The organism is Allobosea sp. CRIB-10, assembly GCF_900112185.1.
Taxonomy (GTDB): Bacteria; Pseudomonadota; Alphaproteobacteria; order Rhizobiales; family Beijerinckiaceae; genus Allobosea.
The window spans coordinates 252,378-267,789 of the sequence record NZ_FOKP01000003.1 but is presented as its reverse complement, the minus strand read 5'-3'; the positions used below and the strand labels follow the sequence as shown (position 1 = coordinate 267,789).

The window sequence follows — 15,412 nt, the reverse complement described above, 5'->3', positions numbered from 1 at the left end:
CTGTGAGTTTCCACGAGCCTCGAACCACGCGCTCAATCGAACAGCACCTGCTCCAACCCGGCGATGCTCGGCAGCAGCAGATGGCTGAGCGGGCGTAAGATCTCGGCGCTGCCGGCTCCGGTCAGCACGGCGATGCGATAGCCTGCTCCTGCCGCAGCCGCCATGTGCATGTCATGGCTGGAATCGCCGACGACGGCGACGGCCTCCGCCGGCAGACCCGTCGCGCTGCAGAAGCCATCGACCATGCCGCGTCCGGGCTTCGCACCATGGCCGGAATCATAGCCGCATTGGAAAGCCAGATGCGGTTCGAGGCCGAAGCGCTCGGCCGTCGCCAGCACCGCCGCTTCGCTGTCGCTGGAGGCGATGCCGAGGACGAGCCCGCGGCCGGTGAGAGCCGCGAACAGGGCAGCAAGATCGCAGACGGGCACGGCGGCGACGACAGCGGACCGGAACAGCGTATCGAGCTGCTCGGTCAGATCTTCCACGCCGAACGGCGCACCCGCTTCCGCCCAGGCCTGCGCCACGTCCTCGGTATTGCCGGAGGCGAGCAGCCCGTCGGAGGTGGCGTAGCCGGTCGCGGGGTCGACGCCGGCGATCGTCAGCAGCCGCGCTGCCAATTGGGCATCGCCCTGGGCGGCGAGCCGGCCTGCGCCGAGATTGGTCGGTGCCCAGCTCGCGTGATAGTCGATCAGCGTGCCGTCCTTGTCGAACAGGATGCCGCTTATGACCGGCCTTGTCATGACGTGACCGGAATGACGTCGACCTTGACGTCGAGCTTCTGGCTGCCGGGGCCGACCAGCACGCCGTCGAGCGGCGAGACGTCGGCGTAGTCGCGTCCCGTCGCGGTGACGATGTGGTCGTCGGCGACGACGAGGTCGTTGGTCGGGTCGAGGCCGATCCAGCCGGTCTCCGGCCCGCACCAGAGCATCACCCAGGCATGGGTGGCGTCGGCCCCTTCGAGCCGCGGCTGGCCCTCCGGCGGGATGGTGCGCAGATAGCCGCTGACATAGGCGGCCGGCAGGCCGAGGCCCCTCAAGCCCGCAATCATGATGTGGGCGAAGTCCTGGCAGACACCGTGGCGGTTGGCGAAGGCCTCGCGGATCGGTGTCGAGACCTCGGTCGCCTCGGGGTCGTAGACGAACTCCTTGCGGATGCGGGCCATCAGCTCGCTCGCCGCCTCGAAGACCGGCCGCTTCGCCGCAAAGCTCCTGCGGGCGTAGCCAGTGATCGCAGACACGGTCGGTGCGAGGCGGCTGGGGTAGAGATACTGGGCCGGGGAATCCGCCGCCAGGCTCTGCGCCTGCAGCGCGAGCTCGGCGACCTCCTCCCAGTTCCGCGTCAGGGCCGGGAAGGGCGCTGCCGCCCGCGTCACCTCGACCCGCGAGGTCATCTCGATCTTGAGTTCGCGGTGCGGCTTGGCGATGGTCAGCGTCGTCGTGCGGTTGCCGAAGAAGCAGACCCCGTCTCGCCGCTCGGCGCCGCGCGGCGTCACCGCAAGCTGGCTGGTCAGCACGCGCTGGCCGACGCCGTCGCGCGGCAGCACGCGCAGGATGCAGCGGGCGAACGGGACGGGCCGGCTGTAGCTGTAAGCCGTGAGATGACGAATGTCGTAGATCACGCTGCGCCCATCACGCCAATCGCGTCATCCGCGACCGCTCCGGCCTTGAATTCTGCAGGAAATAGCGTTCGGCCACCGCGTTGGAGAGACCCATCAGCAATTGCTCGAAATAGAGGATGCCGGTGCGGTCGAGCCGGCTGGCTTCCGCGGTGCGGCATTCGGCGGCGAGCTTGAGCGCGAGCCGACGCGGCTCCTCCAGCATGCCGTCGTCGTTGAGGCTGGGCAGGGCTGCGATTTCGGCATCGAGCCGCTCGATCTGGAAAGCCACGGAGCGTGGGTTATAGGGGTCGAGCATGACGAGATCGAGAACGGGCTGCAGCGAGGCGCCGAGCATGTAGCGCGAGCGATAGGTGATCTGCGAGTCCGTCAGGTCGAGCAGCGCATCGAGGCTGTTGCCCGGCGCGTCGTTCTCGACGAAATGGCGGGCGAAGCGGCAGGTGGTGACGCCGCGCTCGATCCGCCGGCCAATGTCGAGGAAGCGCCAGCCGGCGCCACGCACCATGTTCTCCTGCGACAGGCCCGAGAAGGCGGCGAGCGATTTCAGCGCGCTGTCGGCGATCTCGAAAGCCTCGCCCTCGCTCTCCAGCTTGCCCGGTTCGGCGAGCTGGCGCTGCAGGTCGCCGAACAATCGCCAGGCGTCGACCGAAAGCCGTTCGCGGATCACGGAGGCGGTGCGCCGTGCTTCCCGGACCGAGGCGGCGGCCGAGCCATACTGGTCGAGATCGTGCAGGGCCGAGCGCGCCTGGGCCGCGACGGAGCGGATCTTGGCCGCCGTCGGCGCCGCGCCCCAGGCGACGAGCAGGTTGGCGAGCCGCTTGATCGTCTCGGCATGGCCCGGCGCCTGGTCGTCGGCATTGATCAGGCGCCCGAGCAAAGCACGCACCAGCCGCAGCGTCGCCTCGCTGCGTTCGAGATAGCGCCCGAGCCAGAACAGGTTGTCGGCAGCGCGGCTCGGCAGGATGCCGACGATGCGGCGGATCGGAATCCGGTCCGGGCTGGGCAGCAATGTCACCTGCTCGACCGGCTGATCGGACGTCACCCAGACATCGCTGGAGCGCACGCCCGAGCGCATCGTCACCGCGCGTGCATCGCACTCCTCGGAGACGCGGCAAAAGCCGCCTGGCATCACCTGCCAGCCATCGGGCGTCGCGGCGGCGAAGACGCGCAGCGTCATCGGCCGGGGTTCCAGCCGGCTGCCTTGCATCACCGGCATGGTCGAGAGGCTGACCACCTCCTGCCCGACATAGTCGAGCCCGCGCTCGGCGATCCGGGCGCGCAACGCCTCGCGCTCGCTCCTGTCGAGATCGGCGACCAGCATGGTGCCGCCGTCGAGCCCGTCGCCGGGCGCGCGGAAGGCGGGTGCGACGCTCATCTGGTCCAGCCTGTCGAGCACGATCCCGCGCTCGCGTGGCTGGCCGCACCACCAGGTCGCGATGTTCGGCAGGATCAGCTCCTCGCGCAAGACCTCCCGTGCCAGCCGGGGCATGAAGCCCATCAGCGCCCGCGCCTCGACCACGCCGGAGCCGAGCCCGTTGGCGACGACGACGTTCTCAGCCCGTACCGCCTCGACCAGCCCGGGCACGCCCAGCGCCGAGGCGGCGTTCAGCTCCAGCGGGTCGGCGAAATCGCCGTCGATGCGCCGCCAGATGATGTCCGCGCGCTTGAAGCCGGCGATGGTGCGCACATGTACCAGCCCGTCCCGCATGACGAGGTCGCCGCCTTCAACCAGCAGGAAGCCGAGATAGCGGGCGAGGTAGGCCTGCTCGAAATAGCTCTCGTGCATCTGGCCGGGCGTCAGCAGGCAGATGCGCGGCTCGACCCGCCGGGCGCGGGAGACCAGTCCGGCACGGAAGCCCTGGAAGAAGCCGGCAAGCCGCTCGACATTCATGGTCCGGAACAGGTCCGGGAAGGCACGGCCGAGGGCGAGCCGGTTCTCCAGCGCATAGCCTGCGCCTGAGGGCGCCTGGGTGCGGTCGTTCAGTACCCACCAGCGTCCGTCCGGCCCGCGGCCAAGATCGGCGGCGTAGATCTGCAGTTGTCCCGCGCCCGCCGTGCCCTGCACCGGCCTGAGATAGTCGGGGCTGCCGGTGATGGCGGCGGCCGGCAGCGCTCCCTTGGCGATCAACTGGCCGGGCCCGTAGATGTCGCCGAGCAAGGTATCGAGCAGCTGTGCGCGCTGGGCGACGCCGGCAGCGATCGTCTTCCACTCCTGCCCGGTGAGGACGAGCGGTGCGTGATTGAGCGGCCAGGAGCGCTCGCCGGCGAGCGGGTCGCTCTCGTCGAGATCGCCATGGACGCGATAGGAGACGCCGGTGTCGCGCACATGCCGGTCGGCGAGACCGAAGCGGCGCTGCAATTCATCGCTCGAAAGCGCCGACCATTCTGCCAGGAACGGCTCCCAATGCAGCCGGATCGAGCCGTCCGGTGCCATCAGCTCGTCATAGGCGCCGGGCAGCGGCCGATAGCCTGCGAGCAGGGCGTTGCGGCGCTCGTTGCGCGCCCGCGTCGAACTCGATCGGCGCTGCAGAGCCATGCTTGACCTCAAACCCCGGGGGGGCGACGCAGGTCGAGGGTCATCGGGAACTCCGGATTGCGCTCTTCCACGGGAATCGCCAGCGGCCCCGGACTATGGCCGATCGCCTCGAAGCGGGCGAGTCTCCTCGCCTCCGCTTCGTAGGAATTCACAGGCGGTGTTTCGTAATTGCGACCGCCGGGATGGGCGACATGGTAGACGCAACCGCCGAGCGAGCGCCCGGCCCATGTGTCGACGATGTCGAAGGTCAGCGGCGCATGCACCGGAATCGTCGGATGCAGGCCGGAGGCCGGCTGCCAGGCCTTGAAGCGCAGGCCCGCGACGCTGATGCCCGCCGCGATCTCGGTCAGCGGCAGCGCCCGGCCATTGCAGGTGATGACATGCCGGCCGGGCGTCAGTCCGCTCGCCTTGACCTGGAGGCGCTCGACCGAGCTATCGACATAGCGCACGGTGCCACCGATCGCGCCTTCCTCGCCCATGACGTGCCAGGGCTCGAGCGCCTGGCGCAATTCCAGCTCGACGCCGCCCTGGTTGACCTTCCCGAAGAAGGGGAAACGGAACTCATGCTGCGCCGCGAACCAAGCCGGATCGAAGTGGTAGCCGGCCCGCTCCAGATCGGCGAGAACATCGCGGAAATCCTGCCAGACGATCTCCGGCAGCATGAAACGGTCGTGCAGGCTGGTGCCCCAGCGCACGAGCTTGCCGGCCTGCGGCTCGCGCCAGAACCAGGCGATCAGCGCCCGGATCAGCAGCTGCTGCGCCAGCGACATCCGCGCATCCGGCGGCATCTCGAAGGAGCGGAACTCGATCAGCCCGAGCCGGCCGGTCGGGCCATCAGGCGAATAGAGCTTGTCGATGCAGATCTCGGTGCGGTGGGTGTTGCCGGAGACGTCGATCAGGAGGTTGCGGTAGAGCCGATCGACCAGCCAGAGCGGGATCGCCGGATCCTGTGGGCCGGGCGTCTGCGCCAGCGCGATCTCGAGCTCGTAAAGCTGGTCGTGCCGGGCCTCGTCGACGCGCGGTGCCTGGCTGGTCGGGCCGATGAACAGGCCCGAGAACAGATAGGACAGCGACGGATGGCGCTGCCAGTAGAGCACGATGCTCTTGAGCAGGTCCGGCCGGCGCAGGAACGGGCTGTCGGCCGGCGTCACGCCGCCGAGCACGACATGGTTGCCGCCACCGGTGCCGGTGTGACGGCCGTCGACCATGAATTTTTCGGCGCAGAGCCGCGACTGGCGGGCTTCCTCGTAGACGCCGCGGGTGATCGCGACGGCTTCGGCCCAGGTCTTCGCCGGATGGATGTTGACCTCGATCACGCCGGGATCGGGCGTGACCTTGATGACGTTGAGGCGCGGGTCGTGCGGCGGGGCATAGCCTTCGATATGGACCGGCTGGCCCTTCTCTTCCGCTGTCGCCTCGATGCTGGCGATCAGGTCGAGATAGTCCTCCAGCCGCTCGACGGGCGGCAGGAAGACGCAGAGCACGCCGTCGCGGACCTCGATGCTGAGCGCGGTGCGCACCGATTCGGCGCCGAGCTCCTGCTCGACGATGTCCTGGCGCGGGGTCTGCGGCTCGCTGCTGCCGGCCGGGCGCGTCGGCTGGACGGGACCCTCGAAGACGGGCGGCGGATCGGCGGCGCGCGGCGCGCCCGGCGAGCCGGCCGTGGTGGGCGGCAGCGGCCCGCGCGGCTCCAGCGGGTCCTGCGGATGGACATGCGGATAGGCCTTCGCCGGGACATGCGGCAGCGAGCCGAGCGGCAGCCGGAAACCGACGGGTGAATCGCCCGGCACCAGGAAGAGCTTGCCGCGCCGGAGCTTCCATTTCTCCGAGCGCCAGCGCCGGTCCTCCGCCGCCGCCTGCCAGCGCTGCACCGGGATGACATAGCCGCTCGGCTTGCCGAGCCCGCGCTCGAAGACGCGGACCATACGGGCACGCTCTTCCGGATCCGACAGCTTCGGATCGAGCGGGTCGACATTCTCCGGCAACTGGCCTTCCTTCACCAGCCAATGCCCGGTGTCCTCATAGGCCGGCAGCACATAGTCGGCGCCGAGGCCGAGCCGCTCGGACAGGCCGGCAGCGAGCGTCTCGACCGCGGCCGAGGTCGGCACCGCCTCATGCTCGCGGTCGCCGCCGGTCCTGGCGCCGGGCTCGCGCGCGATCAGTGCCGCATTGCGCCAGATCGGCTCGCCATCCTCGCGCCAGTAGAGCGCGAAGGCCCAGCGCGGCAGGCTCTCGCCCGGATACCATTTGCCCTGGCCGTAATGCAGCATGCCGCCCGGCGCGAAGCGCTCGCGCAGGCGCCGGATCAGGACGTCGGCGCGCTCGCGCTTGGTCGGCCCGACCGCGGCGGTGTTCCATTCCTCGCCGGTCTGGTCGTCGATCGAGACGAAGGTCGGCTCACCGCCCATGGTGAGGCGGACATCCTGCGTCTGGAGGTCCATCTCGACCTGCTCGCCGAGCGCGTCGAGCTCGGTCCAGGATGCGTCCGAGAACGGCAGGGTGATGCGCGGCACCTCATGCACGCGCGTGACGTTCATGTCGAATGCGAACTGCGTCTCTGCATAGCTCGCGACGCCGCTGACGGGGGCGGCCGAGCGGTAATGCGGCGTCGCTGCCAGCGGCAGATGGCCCTCGCCGGTGAGCAGGCCGGAGGTCGGGTCCATCCCGATCCAGCCGGCGCCGGGAAGATAGACCTCGGCCCAGGCGTGCAGGTCGGTGAAGTCCTTGTCGGTGCCGCGCGGCCCTTCCAGCGGATCGATGTCCGCCTTCATCTGGATCAGGTAGCCGGAGACGAACCGGGCGGCGAGGCCGAGATGCCTGAGGATCTGGACGAGCAGCCAGGAGGTGTCGCGGCAGGAACCGGATTTGAGCTGCAGCGTCTGCTCGGGCTCCTGCACGCCGGGCTCCATCCGGATGCCATAGGCGATCATCTGCTGGAGCCGCGCGTTGAGGTCGACGATGAAGTTGACGGTGTTCGTCTTGTCGCGCGGGATCGTCGCCAGGAATGCGGCGAGCAGCGGGCCGGCTTCCTCCTTGACCAGATAGGGCGCGAGTTCGTCGCTCAGCTCCTCCGGATAGGCGAAGGGGAACTCCTCGGCCTCGCTGGCGACGAAGAAGTCGAACGGGTTGATGATCGAAAGCTCGGTGACGAGGTCGACCTCGATGCGGAATTCGGTCACCGGCTCGGGGAAGACATAGCGCGCCAGCCAGTTGCCGTTCGGGTCCTGCTGCCAGTTCACGAAATGCTCTGCCGGCGTGACCTTGAGCGAATAGCTCTTCACCGCCGAGCGACAATGGGGCGCAGGCCTCAGGCGGATGATCTGCGGGCCGAGCGTGACCGGGCGGTCATAGCGATAATGGGTCAGATGATGCAGTGCGGCGATGATGGCCAAGAGCGGAGACCCTGCTGTGCCATGGATCGGCCGGACTGGCCGCTTGCATCACGATAGCGGCAAGGAGAAGCGGGGCAAGCCCGTTCCTGCGCAGGAATGCGCCGGCAATTCAGGCTGTTGCGCAACAAGCGTGCATGCTGGGCGCAATCCCTCGCACTCTGCTTCGCCCCGGCTGGACATCGGCCACGATCTGGCCACAGAGTGCGCGCCAACGGGCGCCCCGGAGCGCTCGCAGACAGCACAATGGGGATTTTCCATGCGTCATGTTGCGAAACTGATGGCGGCTTCCACCTTCGCCGCCCTGCTGGCGAGCGCCGCTTTGGCCCAGACGCCCAAAGACACCATCGTCATGGCCAAGCAGATCGACGACATCATCACGCTCGATCCGGCCGAGGCCTTCGAGTTCTCCGGCGTCGAGGCGGTCACCAATCTCTATGACAAGCTGATCGGCGTCGATCTCAAGAACAACAACGCTCTGGTCGGCGAGCTCGCCCAGAGCTGGACCGTCAGCCCCGATCAGCTGACCTACACCTTCAAGCTTCGCCCTGGCGTCAAGTTCCACTCCGGCAACCCGCTCACCGCCGCCGACGTGGTCTATTCCTTCCAGCGCGCGGTCACGCTGAACAAGTCGCCGGGCTTCATCCTAACCCAGTTCGGCCTGAACAAGGATACCGTGCTGGAGAAGGTCAAGGCGGCCGACGACAACACCGTGGTCATCACCGTCTCCAAGCCGTTCGCGCCAAGCTTCTTCCTGAACTGCCTGACCTCGGGCGTCGCCTCGATCGTCGACTCCAAGCTGGTCAAGGCCAATGAGAAGGATGGCGACTGGGGCAATGGCTGGCTCAAGCTCGCTTCGGCCGGCTCCGGCGCCTACAAGGTCCGCGCCTATCGCCCGAACGAGCAATATGCGCTCGACGCCAATGAGGGGTGGTACAAGGGCGCGCCGAAGACCAAGCGCATCATCGTGCGCCATGTCGCCGAGCCGGCCTCGCAGCGCCTGTTGCTGGAGAAGGGCGACATCGACATCGCCCGCAACCTCTCCAAGGACCAGCTCGCCGCGGTCAAGAGCAACGCCAATGTCGAGATCGTCCAGGGCGACAAGGGCTATATCCTCTATCTCGGCCTGAACCAGAAGAACCCGAACCTCGCCAAGCCCGAGGTCCGCGAGGCCCTGAAATGGCTGGTCGACTACGACGCGATCGAGAAGAACATCGTCGAGGGCACCTATAAGGGCCACGAGTCCTTCCTGCCCAAGGGCTTCCTCGGCGCCATCGACGACAGGCCCTACAAGCTCGACGTCGCCAAGGCCAAGGAGCTCCTCGCCAAGGCCGGCCTGCCGAACGGCTTCACCGTCACCATGGACACCCGCTCGGTCAACCCGATCACCGACATCGCCCAGGCGATCCAGTCGACCTGGGCCCAGGCTGGGATCAAGCTCGAGATCCTGCCGGGCGACGGCAAGCAGACCCTGACCAAGTACCGCGCCCGCACCCACGACATCTATATCGGCCAGTGGGGTCCGGACTATCTCGACCCGCACACCAATGCCGAGACCTTCGCCATCAACGAGGACAATGGCGAGGACGCCAAGTCGAAGACGCTGGCCTGGCGCAATGCCTGGGACATCCCGGAGATGACCAAGATCACTCAGGCCAACGTGCTGGAGAGCGACGCGAGCAAGCGCGCCGCCGTCTACGGCACCTTGCAGCGCGACCACCAGAAGGTCTCGCCCTTCGTCATCATGTTCCAGCAGATCGAAGTCTCGGCGCAGCGCAAGAACGTCGACAATTGGGTGATCGGACCGAGTTCCGACACCAATTTCTACGCTCCGATCACCAAGAACTGAGGCACCCGCCGGCCGGACCCGCCGTAGCCGCTCGCAAGGCTGCGGCGGGTTCTTGCTTTGCCGCCCCCTGCGGGCGGGCGAGGCCTCCAAGAACAAGAAAGGACGGAGCCTGCGATGGTCGCCATCAGCGCACCGACCCCTCCCGCCCCGCCGCCCGCCAAGGGCCGCGCCGCCCGCTGGGCCAAGATCCTCGGCCGCGAGCTGACCACGGTCGCGATCACTATTTTCGGCCTGCTGCTGGTCACCTTCCTGATCGCTCGGGTCATGCCGATCGACCCGGTGCTCGCCGTGGTCGGCGACCGCGCTCCGGCCGATGTCTACGACAAGGCGCGCCTCGCGCTTGGCCTCGACAAGCCGTACTGGCAGCAATTCGCCACCTATATCGGCAAGGTCTTCACCGGCGATCTCGGCACTTCCGTGCTGACCGCCCAGAAGGTCACCGACGACATCAAGACGGTCTTCCCGGCAACGCTGGAGCTGGCGACGCTCGGTACGCTGATCGGCGTGGCGCTTGGCGTCCCGCTCGGCATCCTCGCCGCCGTCAACCAGGGTCGCTGGATCGACCAGATCGCCCGCGTGATCGGCCTGATCGGCTATTCCATCCCGGTGTTCTGGCTCGGCCTGATGGGGCTCCTGCTGTTCTACGCCAAGCTCGGCTGGGTCGCAGGGCCCGGTCGCCTCTCGGTCGCCTATCAGGATTTCGTCACGCCGGTGACCGGCCTCGTCATGCTCGATGCCGCCATGCAGGGCGAATGGGAGGCGGTTGTGGATGCCTTCTCGCACCTGATCCTGCCGGCCTCCGTGCTCGGCCTGCTCTCGGTCGCCTATATCAGCCGGATGACCCGCAGCTTCATGATCACCGAGCTGCAGCAGCAATATGTCGTTGCCGCCAGGGTGAAGGGCCTCTCGGAATGGCGTGTCGTCTGCGGCCATGCGCTCGGCAACGCCTTCGTGCCCTTGGTCACCGTGATCGCGCTCTCCTACATGCATCTGCTCGAAGGCTCGGTGCTGACCGAGACGATCTTCGCCTGGCCGGGCCTCGGCCGCTACATCACCAATGCGCTGCTCAACGCCGACATGAACGCGGTGCTCGGCGGCACGCTGGTGGTCGGCGCCGTCTTCATCGCGGTCAACCTGTTCTCCGACATCCTCGGCCGGCTGGCCGACCCGCGGGCGCGCTGAGGAGGCTGGCCATGACCGATCAAACCGCCACCTCCGCCACCTGGCACGCCTGGCTGACCACGACTTCGCCGGAATCGCGCCGGCAGGCCAAGCTCGGCCAGCTCTACCGGCAATGGCTCGCCTTCAGGAAGAATCCGGCTGCCGTGGTCGGGCTCGCGATCGTCGTGTCGCTGCTGCTGATCGCGGCCTTCGCGCCGCTGATCGCGCAGCATGACCCGCTCGCGCAGGCGCTCGACCAGCGCCTTCTGGCGCCCTCGGCCAAGCACTGGTTCGGCACCGACGCGCTCGGCCGCGACATCTTCAGCCGCGTCGTCTACGGCGCCCGCGTCACGCTGGTGATCGTCATGCTCGTCGTCATCACGGTCGGGCCGGTCGGACTGCTGATCGGCTGCGCCGCCGGCTATTTCGGCGGCTGGGTCGACACCGTGCTGATGCGCATCACCGACGTCTTCCTCGCCTTCCCGCGCCTCGTGCTGGCGCTCGCCTTCGTCGCGGCGCTGGGGCCGGGCCTGGAGAACGCGGTCATCGCCATCGCCGTCACGGCCTGGCCGCCTTATGCCCGCGTCGCCCGCGCCGAGACGATGATCATCCGCAATGCCGATTACATCTCGGCGATGCGCCTGCAGGGCGCGAGCCAGATGCGGATCGTGCTGAAGCATGTCGTGCCGATGTGCATGCCCTCGCTGATCGTGCGCACCACCTTCGACATGGCCGGCATCATCATCACGGCCGCCGGCCTCGGCTTCCTTGGCCTCGGCGCCCAGCCGCCGATCCCGGAATGGGGCGCTATGATTTCGACCGGCCGCGAGCAGATCTTCGACCAGTGGTGGGTCGCGACCTTCCCAGGCATCGCCATCTGCGTCGTCGCGCTCGGCTTCAACCTGCTCGGCGACGGCTTGCGCGACGTGCTGGATGCGAGGTGAGCAGCATGTCTGATCAAGCTCTGCTGACGCTCGACGACCTGCGCGTCGACTTCCACACCCCGACCGGCATCGTCAATGCGGTGCGCGGGCTCTCCTTCACGCTTGGCCGTGAACGGCTCGGCATCGTCGGCGAATCCGGTTCCGGCAAGTCGATGACCGGTCGCGCCATCCTCGACCTGATCCCGCATCCCGGTGTAGTAACGGCCAAGCGCATGGGATTCCGTGGCCAGAACCTGACGACGATGGACAAGCGCGCCCGCCGCAAACTGCGCGGCCGCCACATCTCGATGGTGATGCAGGATCCGAAATTCTCGCTGAACCCGGTCCAGACTGTCGGCGACCAGATCGCCGAGGCCTATCGCGTCCACCACAGGGCGAGCGCCCGCGAGGCCAAGGAACGCAGCCTCTCAATGCTGGAGGCCGTGCAGATCCGCGAGCCGGCCCGTGTCTACGACCTCTACCCGCACGAGGTCTCCGGCGGTATGGGCCAGCGCGTGATGATCGCGATGATGCTGATCGCCGAGCCGGAGATCCTGATCGCCGACGAGCCGACCTCGGCGCTCGACGTCACCGTGCAATTGCAGGTGCTGAAGATCCTCGACGATCTCGTCACCAGCCGCGGCATGGGGCTGATCTTCATCAGCCACGATCTGCATCTGGTTAAGTCGTTCTGCGACCGCGTCATCGTCATGTATGGCGGCAAGGCGATGGAGACGCTGCCGGCGAGCGAGCTCGACAAAGCACAGCATCCCTACACGCGTGGCCTGCTCGGCTGCCTGCCCGATCTCGACCATCCGCGCGAGAAGCTCGCTACCCTCAACCGCGACCCGGCATGGCTGGCATGAGCACGAACTCCGCGATCAACGTCGACAAGCTCAACGTCTCCTTCGGCGACTCGCATGTCGTGAAGGACCTCTCCTTCGCGGTCGAGCCGGGCGAGAGCTATGGCGTCGTCGGCGAATCCGGCTCGGGCAAGTCGACCGTGCTGCGCGTCCTAGCAGGCCTCAATCGCGACTGGAGCGGCGAGGTCGACATTCTCGGCAAGCGTCAGCCCAAGATCCGCGACAAGGCCTTCTATCGCGCCGTCCAGATGGTCTTCCAGGACCCTTACGGCTCGCTGCACCCGAAGAAGACCGTCGACGACACCCTGGCCGAGCCGCTCGCCATCCACGGCATCCGCGATGCCGAGGCCAAGATCAGCCGCGCCATGCAGGATGTCGGCCTGCCGACCTCCTTCCGCTTCCGCTATCCGCACCAGCTTTCCGGCGGCCAGCGCCAGCGCGTCGCCATCGCTCGCGCCCTCGTGCTTGAGCCGACGATCCTCTTGCTCGACGAGCCGACCTCGGCCCTCGACGTCTCGATCCAGGCGGAGGTGCTGAACCTGCTGCAGGCGCTGCGCCATGAGCGCAAGCTCACCTATATCTTGGTCAGTCACGACCTCGCCGTGGTCGGCCACATGTGCGAGCGGCTGCTCGTCATGCAGTTCGGCCGCGGTGTCGAGGAGATGACGGCGACGACGCTCGCGGCCCGCGCCCCGCAGACGGCCTATGCCCAGCAATTGCTGACGGCGAGCGAGGGCTTCCGGCGGGCAGGGTAGGGGCGCACCGCGCGCCATCCCTGCGCCCAAACCGTTTGGCAAGCTGCCTGCTTGGTCGCATTGTCGTCGCAGGATTCGGTTCGACTGGACCGATCAGGAGTATGCCGCCATGGACGCCATCGCCGAACGCCTGCTGAAGCCGGAGGCTGCGCCGGAGCGCACGCCGGTCCCGCCTTTCGACCTGGTGATCTTCGGCGCCGGTGGCGACCTCGCCTTGCGCAAGCTCTTCCCGGCGCTGGCTCAGCGCAACGAGGAGGGCGTGCTGCCGGAGGAGAGCCGGATCATCGGCATCGTCCGCAAGCAGGAGGATGTCGAAGGCATCCCCAACCAGATCGCCGACAAGCTCGCCGCCGCCGGCCTGTCGCAGGATCGCATCGCCGCCTTCCGCCGCCGCCTGACCATGGTGCTGCTCGATGCGGTGAAGCCCGAGACCTATGGCGCGCTGAAGGAAGCGCTCGGCGATTCCCAGCGCGTGCGCTCCTTCTATCTCTCGACGCCGCCGGACCTGTTCATCCCGATCTGCGAGAACCTGGCGAGCTCCGGCATCCTGACGCCGACATCGCGCGTCATCCTCGAAAAGCCGCTCGGCCGCGATCTTGCCTCGGCCCGCGAGATCAACGACGCCGTCGCCCGCATCCTGCCGGAAAGCCGGACCTACCGGATCGACCATTATCTCGGCAAGGAGACGGTGCAGAACCTGCTCGTCCTGCGCTTCGCCAACACGCTGTTCGAGCGCTCCTGGTCGAGCCGCGACATCGACAATGTCCAGATCACCGTGGCCGAGACGGTGGGCTTGGAATCCCGCGCCGGCTATTACGACAAGGCCGGGCATCTGCGCGACATGGTGCAGAACCATGTGCTGCAATTGCTCTGCCTGTTCGCGATCGAGCCGCCGAACCAGCTCGAGGCCGATGCGGTCCGCGACGAGAAGGTCAGGGTGCTGAAGGCGCTGCGCCCGATCGTCGGGCCGGATGTGCAACGCCATACCGTGCGCGGCCAGTACGGGCCGGGCGCGATCGACGGCCAGCGGGTCAAGGGCTATGCCGAGGAGCTCGGCCATGTCAGCGGCACCGAGACCTTCGTCGCGATCCGCTGTGAGCTCGACACTTGGCGCTGGGCCGGCGTCCCGATCTATCTGCGCACCGGCAAGCGCATGGCGCAGCGCTATTCCGAGATCGCCGTCACCTTCAAGCCGGTGCCGCATTCGATCTTCGGTCGCGCGCCGGGCTGCGAGGAGCTCTACGCCAATCGCCTGATCATCCGGCTTCAGCCCAATGACGGCGTCCAGCTCCAGCTGATGATGAAGGTGCCGGGCTCCGGCAAGCTCAAGGTCGTGCCGCGCCAGCTCGATCTGCGCTACGAGACCGCCTTCGACGTACGCACGCCCGACGCCTATGAGCGCCTGCTCACCGACGTGATCCGCGGTGACCAGACCCTGTTCATGCGCCGCGATGAGGTCGAGCAGGCCTGGACCTGGATCGACCCGATCCTCGCCGGCTGGCAGGAGTACTATCCCCAGCCGCATCGCTATGCGGCCGGCTCCTGGGGGCCGTCGCAGGCGATCGGGCTGATCGAGCGCGAGGGCCGCTCCTGGGCCGATCCGGAGTTCGGCGAGTGAGCGCGGCCGGCCCGCTGATCCGCCATCGCTTCGAGACGCTGGCCGACGCCTCCGAGGCGCTGGCCGAGGCGGTCGCGATTCGGCTGCGGGCGCTCGTCGTGGCGCAGGGCAGGGCGCTGATCGCCGTGCCGGGCGGCACCACGCCGGCGCGCTTCCTCGCCGCGCTCGGCGCGCATGAGCTGCCCTGGGAGAGCATCACGCTGATGCCGACCGACGAGCGCTTCGTCGCTCCCGACGATCAGGCTTCGAACGAGCGCATGATCCGGGCCGCTTTCCCGCCGCTGCGCAATGGACGAACCCCCTTCGTCTCCTTTCACAATGCCGGCGACGATCTCGCCGCGGCCGCAGCCAGCCTTGACCGGGTGCTGAAGACCTTGCCGCCGCTCGACATCGTCGTCAGCGGCATGGGGGCGGATGGACACATCGCCTCGCTTTTTCCCGGGCAGACGGCGGCGCTCTCCGCGCCAGCCTCGGTCCATGCCGTTGCCGCCACGCCGCCCGACCTGCCGCCCCGGCTCTCGCTGTCGCCGGCCCGGCTGCAGGGCGCCGGCCATGTCGCCCTGCTGATCTCCGGACAGGAGAAGGACCGGGTGCTGGCCTCGGCGGTCGAATTGCCCGGCGCTTTCCCGGTCGGCCTACTGCTCTCGCGCCCGCAAGGGCTCGACGTCTACTGGGCCAAGGCGTAAGCGAGGCGCGAAAGGAA

At 67.8% G+C, this 15,412-nt stretch carries 11 protein-coding genes; 7 read left to right on the top strand and 4 right to left on the bottom strand.

Going from position 1 to position 15,412, the window contains the following annotated elements:
• Nucleotides 1-32: 32 nt before the first annotated feature.
• Genes BMZ69_RS06350 through BMZ69_RS06335 form a run of 4 tightly spaced genes read right to left on the bottom strand, consistent with a single transcriptional unit; the run spans nucleotide 33 to nucleotide 7,543 of the window.
• Nucleotides 33-740 carry an HAD family hydrolase gene (locus BMZ69_RS06350; RefSeq protein ID WP_092155717.1) on the bottom strand — a complete coding sequence of 236 codons (708 nt, stop codon included), beginning with the start codon at nucleotides 738-740 and terminating at the stop codon, nucleotides 33-35.
• Entirely contained in the window at nucleotides 737-1,618 is an 882-nt protein-coding gene (locus tag BMZ69_RS06345; protein ID WP_092155716.1) for a transglutaminase family protein, read from the bottom strand. Before BMZ69_RS06345 ends, BMZ69_RS06350 begins: the two co-directional genes overlap by 4 nt.
• Nucleotides 1,619-1,628: 10 nt before the next feature.
• Entirely contained in the window at nucleotides 1,629-4,151 is a 2,523-nt protein-coding gene (locus tag BMZ69_RS06340) for a circularly permuted type 2 ATP-grasp protein (protein ID WP_092155715.1), read from the bottom strand.
• A gap of 8 nt (nucleotides 4,152-4,159) precedes the next feature.
• Nucleotides 4,160-7,543: a transglutaminase family protein gene (locus BMZ69_RS06335; protein WP_092155714.1), complete on the bottom strand. Its 3,384-nt coding sequence runs from the start codon at nucleotides 7,541-7,543 to the stop codon at nucleotides 4,160-4,162.
• 256 nt (nucleotides 7,544-7,799) lie between these two features.
• Here BMZ69_RS06335 and BMZ69_RS06330 point away from each other — a divergent pair, with 256 nt between their 5' ends.
• The 7 genes from BMZ69_RS06330 (at nucleotide 7,800) to pgl (ending at nucleotide 15,395) form a co-directional block, all read left to right on the top strand.
• Nucleotides 7,800-9,389 carry an ABC transporter substrate-binding protein gene (locus tag BMZ69_RS06330; RefSeq protein ID WP_092155713.1) on the top strand — a complete coding sequence of 530 codons (1,590 nt, stop codon included), beginning with the start codon at nucleotides 7,800-7,802 and terminating at the stop codon, nucleotides 9,387-9,389.
• Nucleotides 9,390-9,503: 114 nt separating this feature from the next.
• Complete coding sequence (locus BMZ69_RS06325) at nucleotides 9,504-10,571, top strand: ABC transporter permease (RefSeq protein ID WP_092155712.1); 1,068 nt, start codon at nucleotides 9,504-9,506, stop codon at nucleotides 10,569-10,571.
• An 11-nt stretch (nucleotides 10,572-10,582) separates the two neighbouring features.
• Nucleotides 10,583-11,494, top strand: a complete 912-nt coding sequence (gene nikC / locus BMZ69_RS06320; protein WP_092155711.1) for a nickel transporter permease — start codon at nucleotides 10,583-10,585, stop codon at nucleotides 11,492-11,494.
• 5 nt (nucleotides 11,495-11,499) lie between these two features.
• On the top strand, nucleotides 11,500-12,339 hold the full coding sequence (locus BMZ69_RS06315) for an ABC transporter ATP-binding protein (protein ID WP_092155710.1): 840 nt from the start codon (nucleotides 11,500-11,502) through the stop codon (nucleotides 12,337-12,339).
• Nucleotides 12,336-13,091 carry an ABC transporter ATP-binding protein gene (locus BMZ69_RS06310; RefSeq protein WP_092155844.1) on the top strand — a complete coding sequence of 252 codons (756 nt, stop codon included), beginning with the start codon at nucleotides 12,336-12,338 and terminating at the stop codon, nucleotides 13,089-13,091. The genes BMZ69_RS06315 and BMZ69_RS06310 overlap by 4 nt, the downstream gene beginning before the upstream one ends.
• 109 nt (nucleotides 13,092-13,200) lie before the next feature.
• The gene (zwf, locus tag BMZ69_RS06305) at nucleotides 13,201-14,709 is read left to right on the top strand and encodes a glucose-6-phosphate dehydrogenase (RefSeq protein ID WP_092155709.1); all 1,509 of its coding nucleotides are present in this window, start codon (nucleotides 13,201-13,203) and stop codon (nucleotides 14,707-14,709) included.
• A complete protein-coding gene (gene pgl, locus BMZ69_RS06300; protein ID WP_175506679.1) occupies nucleotides 14,706-15,395 on the top strand; it encodes a 6-phosphogluconolactonase in 690 nt (229 codons plus the stop codon). The genes zwf and pgl overlap by 4 nt, the downstream gene beginning before the upstream one ends.
• Nucleotides 15,396-15,412 lie beyond the last annotated feature (17 nt).

Bases quoted from the DNA above. Each gene is read 5' to 3' on its own strand.
- BMZ69_RS06350 (WP_092155717.1), bottom strand. From the start codon at position 740: ATGACAAGGCCGGTCATAAGCGGCATCCTGTTCGACAAGGACGGCACG.
- BMZ69_RS06340 (WP_092155715.1), bottom strand. From the start codon at position 4,151: ATGGCTCTGCAGCGCCGATCGAGTTCGACGCGGGCGCGCAACGAGCGC.
- BMZ69_RS06330 (WP_092155713.1), top strand. From the start codon at position 7,800: ATGCGTCATGTTGCGAAACTGATGGCGGCTTCCACCTTCGCCGCCCTG.
- BMZ69_RS06325 (WP_092155712.1), top strand. From the start codon at position 9,504: ATGGTCGCCATCAGCGCACCGACCCCTCCCGCCCCGCCGCCCGCCAAG.
- nikC (WP_092155711.1), top strand. From the start codon at position 10,583: ATGACCGATCAAACCGCCACCTCCGCCACCTGGCACGCCTGGCTGACC.
- BMZ69_RS06315 (WP_092155710.1), top strand. From the start codon at position 11,500: ATGTCTGATCAAGCTCTGCTGACGCTCGACGACCTGCGCGTCGACTTC.
- BMZ69_RS06310 (WP_092155844.1), top strand. From the start codon at position 12,336: ATGAGCACGAACTCCGCGATCAACGTCGACAAGCTCAACGTCTCCTTC.
- zwf (WP_092155709.1), top strand. From the start codon at position 13,201: ATGGACGCCATCGCCGAACGCCTGCTGAAGCCGGAGGCTGCGCCGGAG.